This window comes from Glutamicibacter sp. NPDC055354 (assembly GCF_053644955.1).
On record NZ_JBSHMB010000004.1, the window covers coordinates 80949 to 97475 of the forward strand.

General features: G+C 60.4%; 14 protein-coding genes and 3 riboswitches. Of the genes, 5 read left to right on the plus strand and 9 right to left on the minus strand.

Translation table 11 applies throughout. The features are described 5' to 3' along the window. Positions 1-16 precede the first annotated feature (16 nt). From ACWICV_RS15450 to ACWICV_RS15460, 3 genes are read right to left on the minus strand one after another with little or no spacing between them, the layout of a single operon-like run. Complete coding sequence (locus ACWICV_RS15450; protein WP_454091295.1) at positions 17-418, minus strand: hypothetical protein; 402 nt, start codon at positions 416-418, stop codon at positions 17-19. A gap of 45 nt (positions 419-463) precedes the next feature. Beyond that, positions 464-958 carry a CoA-binding protein gene (locus ACWICV_RS15455; RefSeq protein ID WP_454091296.1) on the minus strand — a complete coding sequence of 165 codons (495 nt, stop codon included), beginning with the start codon at positions 956-958 and terminating at the stop codon, positions 464-466. Next, complete coding sequence (locus ACWICV_RS15460) at positions 958-2331, minus strand: O-acetylhomoserine aminocarboxypropyltransferase/cysteine synthase family protein (RefSeq protein ID WP_400291103.1); 1374 nt, start codon at positions 2329-2331, stop codon at positions 958-960. Before ACWICV_RS15460 ends, ACWICV_RS15455 begins: the two co-directional genes overlap by 1 nt. A 115-nt stretch (positions 2332-2446) precedes the next feature. Beyond that, a riboswitch (SAM riboswitch) is annotated at positions 2447-2541 on the minus strand. Between the two features lie 111 nt (positions 2542-2652). Here ACWICV_RS15460 and ACWICV_RS15465 point away from each other — a divergent pair. The 3 genes from ACWICV_RS15465 (at position 2653) to ACWICV_RS15475 (ending at position 4451) form a co-directional block, all read left to right on the plus strand. Beyond that, positions 2653-3213 carry a histidine phosphatase family protein gene (locus tag ACWICV_RS15465; RefSeq protein ID WP_454091297.1) on the plus strand — a complete coding sequence of 187 codons (561 nt, stop codon included), beginning with the start codon at positions 2653-2655 and terminating at the stop codon, positions 3211-3213. A gap of 114 nt (positions 3214-3327) precedes the next feature. Continuing rightward, a complete protein-coding gene (locus ACWICV_RS15470) occupies positions 3328-3825 on the plus strand; it encodes an RNA polymerase sigma factor (RefSeq protein ID WP_454091298.1) in 498 nt (165 codons plus the stop codon). After that, entirely contained in the window at positions 3822-4451 is a 630-nt protein-coding gene (locus ACWICV_RS15475) for a methylated-DNA--[protein]-cysteine S-methyltransferase (protein WP_454091299.1), read from the plus strand. The genes ACWICV_RS15470 and ACWICV_RS15475 overlap by 4 nt, the downstream gene beginning before the upstream one ends. Positions 4452-4549: 98 nt before the next feature. Here ACWICV_RS15475 and katG read toward each other — a convergent pair whose 3' ends face one another. Both katG and ACWICV_RS15485 read right to left on the minus strand, forming a co-directional pair. Continuing rightward, a complete protein-coding gene (gene katG, locus ACWICV_RS15480; protein WP_105657950.1) occupies positions 4550-6733 on the minus strand; it encodes a catalase/peroxidase HPI in 2184 nt (727 codons plus the stop codon). Positions 6734-6836: 103 nt separating this feature from the next. Continuing rightward, on the minus strand, positions 6837-7265 hold the full coding sequence (locus ACWICV_RS15485; protein ID WP_388024594.1) for a Fur family transcriptional regulator: 429 nt from the start codon (positions 7263-7265) through the stop codon (positions 6837-6839). 665 nt (positions 7266-7930) lie between these two features. Here ACWICV_RS15485 and ACWICV_RS15490 point away from each other — a divergent pair. Beyond that, positions 7931-9802 carry a BCCT family transporter gene (locus ACWICV_RS15490; protein ID WP_402473711.1) on the plus strand — a complete coding sequence of 624 codons (1872 nt, stop codon included), beginning with the start codon at positions 7931-7933 and terminating at the stop codon, positions 9800-9802. Positions 9803-9882: 80 nt separating this feature from the next. Here ACWICV_RS15490 and acs read toward each other — a convergent pair whose 3' ends face one another. The 4 genes from acs to ACWICV_RS15510 form a co-directional block, all read right to left on the minus strand. Further along, the gene (acs, locus tag ACWICV_RS15495; protein WP_388024593.1) at positions 9883-11844 is read right to left on the minus strand and encodes an acetate--CoA ligase; all 1962 of its coding nucleotides are present in this window, start codon (positions 11842-11844) and stop codon (positions 9883-9885) included. 56 nt (positions 11845-11900) lie between these two features. Beyond that, entirely contained in the window at positions 11901-12665 is a 765-nt protein-coding gene (locus tag ACWICV_RS15500) for an ABC transporter permease (RefSeq protein ID WP_454091368.1), read from the minus strand. A 69-nt stretch (positions 12666-12734) separates the two neighbouring features. Then, positions 12735-13757 (minus strand): aliphatic sulfonate ABC transporter substrate-binding protein, encoded by a 1023-nt coding sequence (locus ACWICV_RS15505; protein WP_454091300.1) that lies wholly within the window; start codon positions 13755-13757, stop codon positions 12735-12737. Between the two features lie 87 nt (positions 13758-13844). Further along, complete coding sequence (locus ACWICV_RS15510) at positions 13845-14666, minus strand: ABC transporter ATP-binding protein (protein WP_332595239.1); 822 nt, start codon at positions 14664-14666, stop codon at positions 13845-13847. Between the two features lie 5 nt (positions 14667-14671). Beyond that, positions 14672-14773: riboswitch (SAM riboswitch) on the minus strand. A gap of 267 nt (positions 14774-15040) precedes the next feature. Beyond that, positions 15041-15132: riboswitch (SAM riboswitch) on the plus strand. A gap of 15 nt (positions 15133-15147) precedes the next feature. Here ACWICV_RS15510 and ACWICV_RS15515 point away from each other — a divergent pair. After that, positions 15148-16479, plus strand: coding sequence for an acyl-CoA dehydrogenase family protein (locus ACWICV_RS15515; protein WP_400291116.1), 1332 nt, complete (start codon positions 15148-15150; stop codon positions 16477-16479). Positions 16480-16527: the final 48 nt, after the last annotated feature.

Sequence of the window (16527 nt, forward strand, 5' to 3'; positions counted from 1 at the left end):
GAAATGTACAAAAAGATCAAAGTTCGTGTCCCAAAAACTTGACCAGCTCAGGCGCAATGCTATTGCGAGATGCTGGAATGTTCTCGGGCCAGGGGAATTGAGTTTTCATATAGCAGTGCGGGCGGGATTTTTCTTCTTTCGTTCGCGCTCGTAGCGAATCAAAATCGATTCTCTCTGCCTGTTTTAGGGTTTGGGTCGTTTGGCCTTGCGTTGCAGTGCTGTGGTTTGCAGATTTTTCGATCTGTGATTGAACGCGTCGGGCACTTCGGGGCCACACCCACGGCATGCCGTGGGCCAATTGCGTCGACCATGGTTCGGCAGAGGTCTTGTTCTTCCTTCGGAATGCTCCGTGCAAAAGTTCAGCGTCGTTGACCAAACCGGCCATTTCCGGGGAATTGCCGCAGAAAAATGGGTGCATGCAACGCAATGTTGCATGCACCCATTTCCTGGAATCTTGGACTCCCTAGGCAAGTACCTGGCGCTTGGAGGAAATGACGCCGGTATTGAATCCAGCCAGGCGCAGGCCGCCGTGGAAGCGGGCGTGCTCGATCTTCACGCAGCGGTCCATGACCACATTCATGCCCGCGGCCTCGGCGCGCCGGGCCACTTCCTCGTGCCAGGATCCCAGCTGCAGCCACAGGGTCTTCGCGCCTACGGCCAGGGCCTCGTCCAACACGGTAGGCAGGTCATCGTGCTTGCGGAAAACCTCCACCAGATCCGGGGTCTCCGGCAGATCGGCCAGCGACTTGTACACCGGCTGGCCCAGGATCTCATCGATTACCGGGTTGATGAAATACACCTTGTACTTGGAGGAGGAGAGCAGGTAGGTAGCCACAAAATAGCTGGCGCGCGATGGCTTGTTCGAGGCGCCGACAATGGCGATGGACTTGGTGTCACGCAGGATCTCCAGGCGCTGTGCGGCTCCCGGGCCTTCCCAAGCGGTATCAACGGCAGTCATTAGATTGCTCCCTTCGAAGCGGTTGGCAATGCGCAGGCGGAACCGTCGTAGGCCGGTGCCTCGAACCCTGCGGCGGAACCGGCAATCGCTTCCTGCGAAGCGGCCAGCGCCTGGTCCAGATCCCAGAGGATGTCCTCGACATCTTCCAGTCCTACCGACAGGCGGATCAAATCTTCTGGCACGCCAGCGGAGACCAGCTGCTCGGCGCTCAGTTGCTGGTGGGTGGTGGAGGCCGGGTGCAGCACCAGGGTGCGGGCATCGCCGATGTTGGCCAGGTGGCTGGCCAACTGCAGGGCTTCGATGAACTTCGAGCCGGCTTCGCGCCCGCCCTTCACCCCGAAGCTGAAGACCGAGCCGACGCCCATGGGCAGCAGCTCCTTGGCCTGCGCGTGCTGCGGGTGGGATTCCAGGCCGGCATAGTTCACGTAGGTCACGCGCTCATCGGCCTGCAACCAGGCAGCGACCTGCTTCGCGTTGGACAGGTGGTTGTCCATGCGCTGCGGCAAGGTCTCCAGGCCCTGCAGCAGCTGGAATGCGGACTGGGCCGGCAGAGCCGGTCCGAAGTCGCGCAGCTGCTCGCTGCGCAGCTTGGTCAGGAAGCCGTACTCGCCGAAGTTGTCCCACCAGGAGACGTTGCCGTAGCTGGCAACCGGTTCGGTCATGGTGGGGAACTTGCCATTGCCCCAGTTGAACTTGCCCGACTCGATGACCACGCCGCCCAGGGTGGTGCCGTGCCCGCCGATGAACTTGGTGGCCGAGTGGATCACGATATCCGCGCCGTGCTCGATAGGGCGCAGGATGTACGGGGGAGTGAGCGTCGAATCGACTACCAGCGGGAGATCGTGGCGGTGCGCCACCTCGGCCAGGCCCTTCAGGTCAGCGATGTCGCCGGACGGGTTGGCCACCACCTCGGTGTAGACGGCCTTGGTGTTTTCCTGGATCGCCGCTTCGAAGTCGGCGGGATCATTGGAGTCGATGAAAGTGGTGTTGATGCCGAAGCGGCGCAGCGAGACATCGAGCTGGGTGATGGTGCCGCCATAGAGCTTCGAGGAAGCCACAATGTGGTCGCCTGCCTGGGCCAAGGCCGCGAAGGTGACGAATTCCGCGGCCATGCCCGAGCCGGTGGCTACCGCTCCGATGCCGCCTTCCAGCGAAGCCATGCGCTCTTCGAAAGCCGCTACGGTCGGGTTGCCGATACGCGAGTAGATGTTGCCGTACTTCTGCAGGGCAAAGAGGTTGGCCGCATCGTCAGCGTCCTTGAAGACGAACGAAGTGGTCTGGTAAATCGGCACTGCGCGTGAGCCATGCTCGGCATCGGGGGTGCCTCCGGCATGCAATGCTCGGGTGCGGAATCCAAACTTGTGATCTGCCATGGTGGCTTACGACTCCTTGTCGATTGGGGTTTCGCGGGCACCGCAGGGCGGGCCGCGATCGAGGCAGGAATCCCGGAATCAATGTCGCTTCCTGCTGTGGTCCAACGGGTAGGCGGCTGCATCGTTTCTGGCGGTAGCACCGTAACCACCGGATGTGGCAGGTTGCTGCGGCGTCATCGAACCAGATCTCTCAGCCGCTCGGGATGGTGTAATAATCTTCGCAACATGACCGTTCGTGACCCAACTATGAGTCGTAACGTTGCGTATTGGAGCTGTTATCGGAGATTCTTCGATACCTATTACCCCGGTTAGGCTGGAGTCATGGATACTTCGCTGGCACTGGTGCGACACGGGCAGACCGATTGGAACCTTGCAGGGCGCCTGCAGGGGCGTACCGATATCCCGTTGAACGATACCGGGCGCGAACAAGCTCGCGAGGTCGGGCGCCAGCTCATCGGCCAGAACTGGTCGCTGGTACTTGCTTCGCCCTTGGAACGTGCCCGGGAAACTGCCGCGCTGATTGCCCAGCAGATCGAGGCCGAGACGGGGAACGCTGTTCCGGAACTCATTGAACGCGGCTTCGGCCCGCTGGAAGGCCGGATCATGGCCGAGGTCAGCGAAGCGGAATCGGCTGCTGCCAAGGACCTGCGTGAGCCGCGTGCCCAGATCTTGAGCCGTGCGGTGCCAGCGCTGCTGGACTTGGCCAGCAGGCATGCCGGGCGCAAGGTCATGATTGTCAGCCATGGGGCCACCATGCGCACCATCCGTGACGCATTGGCCGGAACCACGGATCCCCAAGGCGTGGAAAATGGCGAAATGCTCCACTTGGACTTGATCCGCCTTGAGCAGATCGCCAGCGAATTGGATCTGATGGCATTCTAGGAATCCATGGGGTCTCTGCGTGAAGGAAATTTTTTTCATTCACGCCTCACAAAATGGTCTCCTCGTACGTTTACATGGTGAGAAGCCATGAAGGCGCAAAATGCCAGGAGATCCATGCAAGCACCGTTCGAGCGGATAGTCCAGGACTATGGACTGAACGTCCTGCGCGTTTGCCGTGCCCTGCTTGATGAGCATCGCGCGCAAGACGCCTGGTCCGAAACGTTCCTTGCCGCGCTCAAGGCGTACCCGCAATTGCCTGAAGACGCCAATGTCCTGGCATGGCTAGTGCGTATTGCCCGGAACAAAGCCATTGACGAGTTGCGCAGGAACAAGCCGGAAATCCTCATCGGCCAAGACGTGGACAGCCTGGCCCCATCGGCCCAACGGCCGGATCTGCAGTTGGAGAACCTGCAGCTGTGGCATGAGGTGAACCAGCTTCCTGGCAAGCAGCGGCAGGTGGTGGCCTACCGCTATCTGGGCGGAATGAGCTACGCGCAAATTGCCGGAATCCTTTCCGGCACCGAAGCTGCCGCCCGGCATTCGGGCGCCGATGGGATCAAGAATCTGCGGGCCCGGATGGATGACCAAGAACTATGGAGGGAGCAGCCATGAACGGAATAAATTATCGGCAGCAGGCTACGGCCGCTGAAGCGCAAATCCTCGACTCGCTGCAGGGCCGGCTCGTTGAGCGGGCCCGTGCACGGGAACTTGTTGATGTTGCCTATCGCGTGGTCGATAGCCCCGTGGGGGCCTTGCTGCTGGCCAGCACCGATGCCGGGCTGGTCCGGGTCGCTTTTGAATCCGAAGGCCATGACCGGATTCTGGAGGTGCTCTCGGAAAGGCTCAGCCCGCGGATCCTGCGCGACAAGTCGAGCCTGGATGGTGCCGCCCGGCAACTGGAGGAGTATTTCGCGGGCCAGCGGCATGGCTTCGATCTTCCGGTGGACTTGCAGCTCTCCACCGAGTTCCGCCGCCAGGTGCAGCTGGAACTGGGTCATATCGATTACGGGCATACCCTGAGCTACGCCCAGCTGGCGCAGCAGATCGGCAAGCCGAAGGCGGTGCGGGCCGTCGGTTCAGCCTGCGCCACCAACCCGATTCCCATCGTGCTGCCCTGCCATCGGGTGCTGCGCACCGATGGTTCATTGGGCGGCTACCTGGGAGGCTTGGAAGCCAAGTCCGAGCTGCTGAAGCTGGAGAACCCGGACTTCGCCAGCGGCGCCGCGACGCTGTTCTGACGGGCAGCTCCCGCATGAAACAAGTGCTGGGCTGCTGCCTCCCTTGCGGGAAGCAGCAGCCCAGCACTAATTGCTACGGGCTCGCGGCCCAGCAGCTGCTACTTGCTGCGCAGTTCGAAGCGATCTGCGTCCATGAGCTTGGCCCAAGCGGAGGCGAAGTCATTGACGAACTTCTCCTTGGCATCATCCGAAGCGTAAACCTCGGCCAGTGCACGCAGCTCGGAGTTGGCACCGAACACCAGATCCACGCGGCTGCCGGTCCAGCGGCCATCGGTGGTGGTGTAGGTCTGCTCGTCAGCGGATGGGGTCCATTCCAACCCCAGCTCCAGCAGGTTCGCGAAGAAGTCGTTGGTCAACGCGCCTGGGGTGTCGGTGAAGACGCCCAAGTTGGAGCCGTCCCAGTTATTGCCGATGACGCGCAGTCCACCGAGCAGTACGGTCGCTTCCGGTGCCGAGAGGCCCAGCAGATTCGCGCGGTCGATCAGCAAGTACTCGCTAGGCAGCTTGACGAAGCCCGAGTCGTAGTTGCGGAATCCGTCGGAAACTGGTTCCAGCCATGCGAACTGGTCAACGTCGGTTTGCTCCTGGGTTGCGTCTACGCGGCCCGGGGTGAATGGAACCTCGACCTGCTGGCCAGCTGCCAGGGCTGCCTGCTCGACTCCGACGTTGCCGGCTAGGACAACGACGTCCGCGAAGGAAGCCTTGATCCCGGAAGTGGCGTTGAAGTTGTCAACAATCTCTTCCAGCTTGGCAATTACCGGTTTGAGCTGCTCAGGCTGGTTCACGCTCCAGGAGACCTGTGGTTCCAGGCGGATGCGGCCGCCGTTAACGCCGCCGCGCTTATCCGAGGTGCGGAAGGTCGAAGCGGCCTTCCAAGCCGTGGATACCAGCTGCTGGACGGTCAGTCCCGAATCGTTGATCAGGGCTTTAAGTGCGGCAACTTCAGTTGCACCCAAGGTGGTCTGCGGAGCTGCTGGCAGTGGATCCTGCCAGAGCAGGTCCTCAGCAGGAACCTCTGGGCCGAAGTAGCGGGACTTCGGGCCCATGTCGCGGTGGGTCAGCTTGAACCATGCGCGGGCGAAGGCGTCTGCGAACTGGTCTGGGTTCTCCTTGAAGTTCTTGGAGATCGGGCCGTAGACCGGGTCGAAGCGCAGGGCCAGGTCGCTGGTAAGCATGCGTGGCTCGCGGTGTTCCAAGGTCTCGAATGCAGGCTGGACCAAGCCGGCTCCGCCATTGTTGACCGGGCGCCACTGCTTGGCGCCTGCTGGGGATTCGAACAGTTCCCATTCGTAGGCGAAGAGGATGTGGAAGAACTCGTTGTCCCAGCGGGTTGGGTGGTAGGTCCAGGTGACTTCAAGACCCGAGGACACGGTGTCCGCGCCCTTGCCGGTGCCGTGGCCGTTCTTCCAGCCCAATCCCTGCATTTCAAGCGGAGCTGCTTCTGGATCCGGGCCGATCTTGTCATCGGCATGCGCGCCGTGGGTCTTGCCGAAGGTGTGGCCACCGGCGATCAGCGCGACGGTCTCCTCGTCGTTCATGCCCATGCGGCGGAAGGTTTCGCGGATGTCTACGGCCGAGGCCAGCGGATCCGGATTTCCGTCAGGACCCTCAGGATTCACGTAGATCAGGCCCATCTGCACTGCTGCCAGAGGAGCATCCAGGTCTCGCTTGCCGGTGTAGCGTTCGCTGTCCAGCCAGACCTTTTCCGGGCCCCAGTAGACATCGTCATCTGCTTCCCAAACGTCCTTGCGGCCGCCGGCGAAACCGAAGGTCTCGAAGCCCATGTCTTCCAGAGCCACGTTGCCAGCCAGCAGGATAAGGTCGGCCCAGGAAATCGACTGGCCGTACTTCTTCTTCACTGGCCACAGCAGGCGGCGAGCCTTGTCCAGCGAAACGTTGTCAGGCCACGAGTTCAGCGGAGCGAAGCGCTGCTGGCCTGCGCCGCCGCCGCCGCGGCCGTCGTGCGAGCGGTAGGTGCCTGCGGAGTGCCAAGCCATGCGGATGAAGAACGGGCCGTAGTGGCCGAAGTCTGCTGGCCACCAGTCGTGCGACTGGGTCATGATTTCGGTCAGGTCGGCTTTTACTGCCGACAAGTCGAGGGCATTGAAGGCTTCAATGTAGTCGAAGTTCTCGTCCAGCGGGTTGGAAACCTGCTGGTTCTTGGCCAGAATCCTCAGATTCAGCTTATTCGGCCACCATTCGGTGTTGGCATTGCCCTGGGTAGGGTGAATTCGACCCGCGCCGCCAACTACTGGGCACTGACCTGCAGTCATCTCAGACATGTGCTCTTTCCTTCCGGATTGTTTAGGGTTTATCTGGTTTTATCCATCGCACAGCAGCTGCGCTGATGACGATGGCAAATCTAGGGGTTTACTTAGACAGCAACTATGCGTTCGCAGCCTGGCAATCCGGGCAGGTGCCCCAATAGATCACTTCGGCTTCATCAATGCTGAACCCGTGGTCATTGGAAGCATGCAGGCACGGGGCGCCGCCGACAGCGCAGTCGACGTCCGCCAGCGTTCCGCACTGGCGGCACACCACATGGTGGTGATTGTCGCCAACGCGGGCTTCATAGCGGGCGGTATGGCCCTGTGGCTGTATCTGCCGAATGACACCCAGTTTCGTGAATAGCCTGAGTGAATCGTAGACAGCTTGGTGCGACACATTGGGGTGATCTTCACGGACAGCCGAAATGATGGTTTCGGTATCCGCGTGCGGGTGCGCCGCGACGGCGGAAAGTACCGCAACGCGCGGTTGCGTGACCCGCATCGATGCCGCCTTCAGCACCTGCTCGATCCCTGCCTGTGATGTCATGTACCCAGCATGCCTGCTTATTTTGAATCAGTCAAGATAAGTTCCAGTGTATTTCGCGTTAAAAGTGGGTGGACTCCAGCTGACTGGTTGAATCGATGCTTCATTAGTAAGTATTCCGTATGGTGCATGTTCAAGCGTGATGTGCTTCTGGGGGAGGAAAATTACGAAATCGCAGACATTTCACCCGAAATAAGAAAGCGAATAGTGCGTGGTTTTATCTTGGGAAATATTGCGGTCCAATTGATGATTCCACGGGTTCGGGGAGCGAAAAATCCTGTGGGGCGAGGAAGCTCACATGGATGGCACTGCCAGCGTAAACAATGTGATCCCGGGGTGCTGAAGATCCGGAAACGGCGAGAAATCAAGGATCTGATTTGACCCTTGATGAGATGTCGACCATGCTGGAAAAGGCCCATTTTGGGATTCATCGTGTCAAAATCGTGCTAAATCGAGTCAACTCGCAGGAATAATTCGCGGGATATTAGCGGAGAATAGTTGTTTCTTTCAGGCTGCTTCAACGCGAGATTTAGACACAGTGGACCGACACCCGAAAAGCAATTCGCAATCAATCACACTGCATGGCGATCGTTTACTCGAGAGGCGATGGCTCGGCAGATTCCGCCCGGATCTTATCCGCGGGATCTCACCAGTGAAGGAAGACCGCAATGAAGCAGACGGATCAATCAATCGGCGACCTCGTTGAGGAACTGCATTCAGTTCGTCACAGACGACCTAAGAAGTACTCACTTTCCGGTACGGATTACTGGGTATTCGGAATCGCCGGCGCTCTAGCGCTGGCCTTTATTATTTGGGGTTTCGCTAGCCCCGAAGGGCTGGGCAAGGCCTCCAGCGCGGCCCTTGACTGGGTTATCACCAACACTGGCTGGCTTTTTGTCATTGCTGCCGCGGTTTTCGCGGTCTTCGCCATCGTCGTAGCGGCCAAGAACTTTGGACGCATCCCGCTGGGCAAGGACGGCGAGACGCCAAAGTTCTCCACGGTCTCGTGGATCTCGATGATGTTCGCAACCGGCATGGGCATCGGCTTGGTCTTCTACGGCGTGGGCGAGCCGCTGTACTTCTACATGTCGCCTCCTCCGGGAACGGTGGAAGGTTCCACCAGTGATGCATTGAGCACCGCTATGGGCACCACGCTCTTCCACTGGACCTTATTCCCATGGGCCATGTACGCCATCGTTGGCTTGGGCATGGCTTACGGCAGCTTCCGGCTGGGACGCCCCCAGCTGTTCTCAGCCATGTTCAGCTCGATCTTCGGCGACCGCGCCATCCATGGTTGGGGCGGGCGCACCATCAATATCCTGGCCATCATCGCCACCCTCTTCGGCTCGGCTTGTTCGCTGGGTCTGGGCGCATTGCAGATTGGCGGCGGCATCCAGGCCACTGGGATGATGGAGAAGGTCGGCTCCGGCGTTCTGGTTATCATCATTGGCATTCTGACGGCATTGTTTGTCGCTTCTGCCGTTTCCGGCATTGAGCGCGGTATCCAGTGGTTGTCCAACACCAACATGGTATTGGCATTGATCATCGCATTGATCGTTTTCATTGGCGGCCCAACTCTGTTCATCCTGAACGTCATTCCCAATGCCATTGGCGCTTTCATCGGCGACTTGCCGGAGATGGCTTCGCGTACGGCTGCCGGCGATGGTGCAATGTCTGATTGGCTGTCCTCGTGGACTGTCTTCTACTGGGCATGGTGGATCTCTTGGAGCCCATTCGTAGGCTTGTTCATCGCCCGCATTTCCCGTGGCCGCACTATTCGCCAGTTCGTCACCGGCGTGCTGCTCGTTCCATCCAGTGTCACCCTGATTTGGTTTGCAATCTTCGGCGGTGGCGCAATCGGTATTCAGGAACGCGCTGAACGCGCCGGGGAAACCGGGGAAAAGCTGGCCAGCATTGTTGATGGCGCACCAGACATCAACTTCGATTTGATCCTCTTCGACATGCTTGGCAGCCTCCCGCTGTCGGGCTGGATGGCTACCGTGCTGATGGTCGTCACCGTGCTGCTGATTGCGATCTTCTTCGTGACCGGCGCAGACTCGGCCTCGATCGTGATGGGTGCGCTCAGCGAACGCGGCGCTGAAGAGCCATCGAAGAAGGCCGTGATCTTTTGGGGCGTGGCCACCGGCGCTGTGGCCGCGGTGATGCTGCTGGCTGGCGGCGATCATCCGGCGGAGGCATTGACCGGGCTGAAGAACATCACTATTGTTTCGGCGCTGCCATTCGTGATTGTGATGCTCCTGCTCTGCGTGGCGTTGTGGAAGGACCTGAGCAAGGATCCGCTGGTGCTTCGCGGCAAGGTGGCTCGAAAGGTCCTGGAGCAGTCCGTGGGCCAGGCGGTTGACCGCCATGAGGGTGGCCAGTTCAGCTTGATGACCACCGAAATCCCTTTGGTCAGGGCCGAGGGAAGGGCCTCCGAAGTGAAGCTTTTCGCCACCGAAGCCACCGCTGACCCGGTGCAGGACGGCAAGCGCAGCGCGGCCGATGGCCAGAGCCAGAAGCCAACGGCCGGGGATTCCTAACCGGCAAATCAAATGAAGCTTCTTCCCCAGCCGGGGAAGAAGCTTCATTTGTTTGTCCCCAAGGGGCTTGGGAGCAGCGATTAGCCGCGCGCGCGGCAGATCGCGTTGATCTCCGGAATGCACGGCTCATTCTGCAGGCTCGTTGTGTCGCCGAGCGTGGTGCCCTCGAACAGCTGGGTGAGCAGGCGGCGCATGATCTTGCCCGAACGGGTCTTGGGCACATCTGGAACCAAGACGATTTCCCGCGGCTTGGCAATCGGGCCGATCTGCACCGCGACGGTATCACGGAGTTCAGCAATGAACTCGGCCTGCCGTGCAACGAGCTGCTCGTCAGGCGACTCGGCAACCAGGGTCTTGTCCAGCGGTACCACGAAGGCGGTTGCAGCGTGTCCGGTCTTGGAATCCGGGGTGGGGCAGACGCCGGCTTCCACCACGCCGGGGTGGGTGACCAATGCCGATTCGATTTCAATGGTGGAAAGCCGATGGCCGGAAATATTGATCACGTCGTCGGTGCGGCCCAGGATGTAGATATCGCCGTCCTCATCGAAGCGGGCACCGTCGCCAGCCAAGAACCAGCCCTGCTCTACGTATTGTTCCCAGTAGCTGGTGTAGTAGCGCGTCGGGTTGCCCCATACGGTACGGGCCATCGACGGGCCAGTGCGCGTGATGACAATATTGCCCTGCTGGTTGGCCGGCACGCTCAGGCCGCCATCGTCGACAATGTCCACCGAGATGCCCGGCAGCGCGCGTGCGGCGCAGCCTGGCTTGAAATGTCCATCGGTCGGCAGGGGGGAAAGCACGGTCGCGCCGGATTCGGACTGCCACCAGGTGTCAACCATCGGCAGTCCTGCTTCGCTGTCCCGGCCGATCTGCTGGCGGAACCATTTCCATGCCTCGGGATTGACGGCTTCACCCACAGTGCCGCCGATCTTCACCGAGGAGAGATCGTATTGAGCGGGGATGCCGTCCGGGAACCAGCCCATCAACGAGCGGACCAAGGTGGGAGCGGTGTAGTAGCTGGTGACCTTGTAGCGTTCAATGACCTCGAAGTGGCGGCCCGGGTGCGGGGCGTTGGGGACGCCCTCGTAGATTACCTGGGTGACGCCATTGGCCAACGGGCCATAGATCTCGTAGGTATGCGCGGTGACCCAGGCGAGGTCGGCGGTGCACCAGTGCACGTCCTTGGCGCGCTGGGACTCGTCCGGGTTGGCGAACAGCAGGTTGTAGCTGGCGGCCGCCTGCGTCAGGTACCCGCCGGTGGTGTGAACCAAGCCCTTCGGCTGGCCGGTGGTCCCCGAGGTGTACATGATGAACAGCGGCGTCTCCGCATCGAATGCCTGCGCGTGGTGCTCGGTGGATTGGGTATCAACCACCTCATGCCACCAGATGTCGCGGCCTTCGGTCCACGGGATTTCGTCGCCGGTGCGGCGGATAACCAGGACCTTTTCGATTTCGTTCTCGCCGGCAACGGCCGCATCGGCGTTGCCTTTGACCGGAACCGAAGTGCCACGGCGGAACTGGCCGTCGGTGGTGACCAGGACCTTTGCCTTGGTGTCCTCCACGCGGAACCTCAGCGCTTCGGCGGAGAACCCGCCGAAGACCAGCGAATGGATGGCGCCGATGCGGGCGCAAGCCAAGGTGATGACAATTGTTTCAATGAGCACCGGCAGGTAAATGACCACGCGGTCGCCCTTCACCACACCCAGGGATTCCAAGGCGTTGGCTGCCTGGGAGACCCGCTCCTGCAAATTCTTGTAGGTGACGGCTACCCGGTCACCGGGCTCGCCTTCGAAATACAGTGCGACCTTCTGGCCGCGTCCCGCAGCTACATGGCGGTCGGCGCAGTTCACTGCGGCGTTCAGCTTGCCGCCGAGGTACCAAGAAATTTCCGGTCCGCGCTTGGCATCCGGATCGGCCGGAATGATGCGGCTGGTGGTGTGCCACGGGGTGTCCCAATCCAAGAGGTTCGCCGCTTCGTCCCAGAATTCCTGGCGTGCTGCCTCTGAAACTTGAGTTGAGGTTGTTGCCAATTCGGTGGTCATCGCAAACTTTCTTTGGTGAGGGGTAGTTTTGTCAGCGGGTACTAGCTGGTCCGGTTTCAGGTCCAGCGCTTGATAGCCCAGCGTTCTGCTATCGACAGCAGGGCATCGGTGATCTTTCCAAAGACGGCCAGCAGCACGATGGTCATGATTAGGCGGTCCAATCGGCCGTTGTTCTGCGAGTCGGTGAGCAAGAAGCCAAGGCCCATTGACGCGCCGAGGAGTTCGGCTGCGACCAGGAAGAGCCAAGCTTGGGCTAGTGCCAAACGCAGTCCGGAGAAGATCGAAGGGACCACTGCGGGCAGCTGGACCGTGCGCAGCAGCTTCAATCCCTTCAACCCGAAGGCGCGGGCTGCTTCGACCAGGTGGGCATCGACATGGCGCAACGCCAAGGCGACGGTGGTAAAGACCGGGAAGAAGGCACCAATGATCACGAGTGTGACCTTGGAATCTTCACCCATTTTCATCCAGAGCACCAGCAGCGGAACCCAAGCCAAGGAAGGGACTGCACGCAGGGCGCTGATGCTCAGTCCCAGAAATGCATCTGCCAGTTTGGACAGCCCGACAAGCGCACCCAGCGCCAAGCCCAGCAATGATCCGAAGGCGAAACCGAGAAGAACACGCTGAGTGGAGATGCCGATGTGCTTTCCGAGTTCGCCATCCTGGAAGAGCTCACTGGCAGCAGAAACCACTGAACCCGGAGTTGGCAGTGTCCACGGAGCAACGATTCCGGTAACGGTGACAAATTGCCACACAGCCAGGGTGGTCAGCGGCAAGACCAGCGCAAGCAGCCATTTCGGGGCACGCAGGATCGTTGCGGCCATGCTGGCCTTCTGCTTGGCAGGTGTTTGGCTTCCGCGGGTTCCAGCCACGTTAGTGGGACTCATGGCTGGTTACTCTCCGGAGATCTTTGTTGCGTCTGCCTTGACGGCAAACTGGTCATCGATGAGGGTTTCCAGAGCTTCATCAACGGATTCCTGCTCCGAGACATCGCCGCTAGCGACCAGCGTGGGAGCAATCTTGCTCAGGACTCCAGTGAATTTGGCGTCGGGAACTGCCGGAACGTCCAGATTGGAGCGTTCCTCAATGACGGTGGCAGCAACTCCTGGTTCGAGCCCTGCTACGTCGGCCAGGATTTCTGCGGTTTCCTCGGGATTGTCAGCTGCCCAGCCACGAGCCTTTTCGTAGGCATCGACAACGAGCTGGGCGAGTTCGGGGCTCTGCTCAATGAAGTCTTCGCGAGCGTTCAGCGCACCGTAGGTGTTGAAATCCAAGTTCCGGTAAACCAGTTGCGCGCCGTCTTTTTCGGCAGCGGCCATGATCGGATCCAAACCGCTCCAGGCATCAACCGAGCCGTTGGCCAGGGCGGTACGTCCATCGGCATGCTGGAGGTTCTGCAGCTTGATGTCAGCTTCACTCAAGCCCGCGGATTCCAGCGCCTGCAGCAGGAAGAAGTATGGGTCGGTGCCCTTTGTAGCGGCCACGGTCTTGCCAGCGAGATCTTCAACGGACTCGATTTTTGAGTCCCTATCCACTACCAGGGCCGCCCATTCCGGCTGCGAATACAGTGCGATGGTCTTGATGGGTGCACCGTTCGAACGGTTCAGGAGCGCAGCGGAACCGGCTGTGGAACCAACATCGATTGCGTCGGCGCGAAGAGCTTCATTGGCCTTGTTGGAACCAGCGGACTGGATCCATTCGACATTTACGCCCTGCTCCTTGGCGGCTGCTTCCAACCATCCCTTTTCCTTGAGCACCAGGCTCAGCGGGTTGTATGTGGCAAAGTCGATGGACAGGGTCTGACCATCCGAGGAGGCTGTAGCGTTTTCGCCAGCACAGCCGGTCAGGGCAATTGCGCCAACGAGCAAGGCGGCGGCGGACAATGCAGTGCGGCGGGTGAGACGGTTCAAAAGCATGGAGAATCCTAGAATTGTGCGTGCAAGCGGTGTAGGTGAAAGGCAGAGAGGCCGCCGAATGGTTCGGGCCCCACGGCGTGCCCGGGACTAATGGTTGGTTGGGTCGACGCCGAGCAGGCGCAATAGGTGCAGACGATCTGCAACGAACTTTTCATCGGTATGCCGGCGTGGATGCCCAGCTGAGATGGACAGATCTTCGATGACGCCCGCTGCACTATGCCCAGCGCCTCGCCCCAGAACAATCACGCGGTCAGCCAAAGTCAACGCCTCGTCCACATCATGGGTCACCATGAGAACGGTGGTGGGGAACGATGCGTGAATCGAGAGCAGCAGATCCTGCATCTTCAAGCGTGTCAGCGCATCGAGGGCTCCGAAGGGTTCATCAAGAAGCAATACACCCGGGCGCCGAGCCAGCGCGCGAGCCAGCGAAACCCGCTGCGCCATGCCTCCGGAGATCTCTCGTGGGCGCAAGCTGGCTGCATGGCTCAGACCGGTCAGCTCGATCAACTCATCGATCAGCGAGTTGCCGGCGCGCTTATCGGTTTCCGGTGCCAGGCCTAGTGCAATGTTCTGGCGAACCGAGCGCCATGGCAGCAGCCGGGGCTCCTGGAAGGCAACGGCGCATAACTCGTTGATGCCGGTGACCTCGCGGGTGCCGGTGCGGATGGTGCCGGTGGTGGGGTGGTCCAAGCCCGATACTGAACGCAGCAGCGTGGATTTTCCGCAACCGCTGGCTCCAAGAATGGCCACGACTTGACCTGCTGGAATTTGCAGGTTGATATCGGCCAGGACGGTGCGGCTTTCCATCTTGGTGGTGAAGGTCCGCGACACGTTGCTGAACTGCACGTCCAGGGCGCTTGAAGCTGAGACAACGGGAGCTGCCTCGGGCGCTGCAAAGGAAAGAGTCATGTTCATCTCCATCGGTCCTGGCGGTAGCACCGGCCTGCAGAGCAAAACTCCAAAGGTGGTTGCTGCGGCGTCAACGAGCCAGATCTCTCGGCCGCTCGGGATGGTTACGTGTCCATTACAACGAGTCGAACGATTTGAACGCAAATCTCGCGTAATATGAAAAAATCTTCGACAACTACGTCACATTGCCCAGAAATTTCGTTATTTATTTTATTGCAGGCCGGTTTGCTCGACATTAAGCAAAACTTTGCAACTCATCTTCGGCAGGACACGGATTAGGCTGTGAAATTTGAAGATGGGCACTGCCGGCACTGGGACGAAATGTGACTTCGCGGGTTGGAATCACCGGTTTATTACCGTTACAAATGAATTACGACCCATCCAGAGCGGCTGAGAGATCTGGCTCCACGACGCCGCAGCAACCACCCCAATAGCGGGACGGTGCTACCGCCAGGACCGATGGAAAGAATTGAGAACCCTGATGCCTATTGGTGAATCGCACAATGCCCTCGGACTGGACTTCAACCAGCTCAGTGACCCTTCGCAGGCCACCGCAATGGGCCTGGACAAGTTTGAAGAACAGTTGCCGACTAGGCAATTGCTGAAAATCACCCCCGGACCAAGTGCGGATGAGCAATACGACCGGCTGGCCGAAATCTTCCGTCCCGTTTTTGCGCAGATCGCCGCAACCGCCAAGGACCGCGACTTGAACCGCGTGCTTCCTTTCGAGCAGGTAGGCCTGCTGAATCGCGAGCGGTTCGGTGCGTTGCGCCTTTCCGTTGCCGATGGGGGCTACGGCGCACGGCTGGTGGATGTCTTCCGCTTGCTCATCGAGCTGTCCGAGGCGGACTCCCACGTAGGCCAGCTGTGGCGTGCACATGTCGCATTCGTCGAGAACGTCTTGGCGCTGGAGGACGAAGAGCTGCGCAAGAAGTGGGTCGCTCGCATCGCTGCCGGGCAGATTATCGGCAACGCCTACACCGAACGCGGTGGCAACGCCCTGGGCACCTTGAACACCAAGGCCAGCACCGTGGACGGGCGCTGGGTGATCGACGGTGAAAAGTACTACTGCACCGGCACCATTTTTGCCGACTGGACCACCGTTGCCGTGGCCCACCCGGAGCTCGCCGGCCGCCAGATCGCCGTGGTCTCCACCCAGCGCAGCGGCGTCAAGATCCTCGACGACTGGGATGGATTCGGCCAGGGGCTCACCGGAACCGGCACCACCGAATTCCACCAGGTCCCGGTGGATTGCTTCATGCCGCAGCAGACCAATGACTCCGAAGCGGCGATCTTCCAGCTGGTGCTCATGGCCGTGCAGGCCGGCATCGCCCGCGCCGCGCTGAACGACCTGCGTAGCGCGGTGCAGGCGCGCACCCGCATCTTCACCACCGGAACCGGGGTGCCGGTATACCAGGAACCCCAGGTCCTCCAGCTGGTGGGCGAAGTTTCCGCGGAGTCCTTCGCTGCCGACTCCGTGGTGATCGGCGCGGTACTCGAAGTTGAAGCCGCCTTGGGCGACCCGGGACTGAACGACGAAGAACGCTACGCAGTATGCGAGCTGGCCGCCAACCGCGCGCAAACCGTGGTGCAGCCACTGGCCATCGGCGTGACCAGCAAGCTCTTCGACGGACTGGGAGCCTCGTCCACCAGAAGCGGCTGCAACCTGGACCGGCACTGGCGCAATGCGCGCACCATCGCCACGCATAACCCGGCGATCTACAAGGCGCGCATCGTCGGGGACTACGAGATCAACGGTGTCCAGCCGCAGCGGCTGTCCGTCACCGGCGAAGATTCAACCCAGCGGGCTTGAGGGCCTGCGACGCAAACCAGCAACTTTCCACGATTACCGACCTATGGG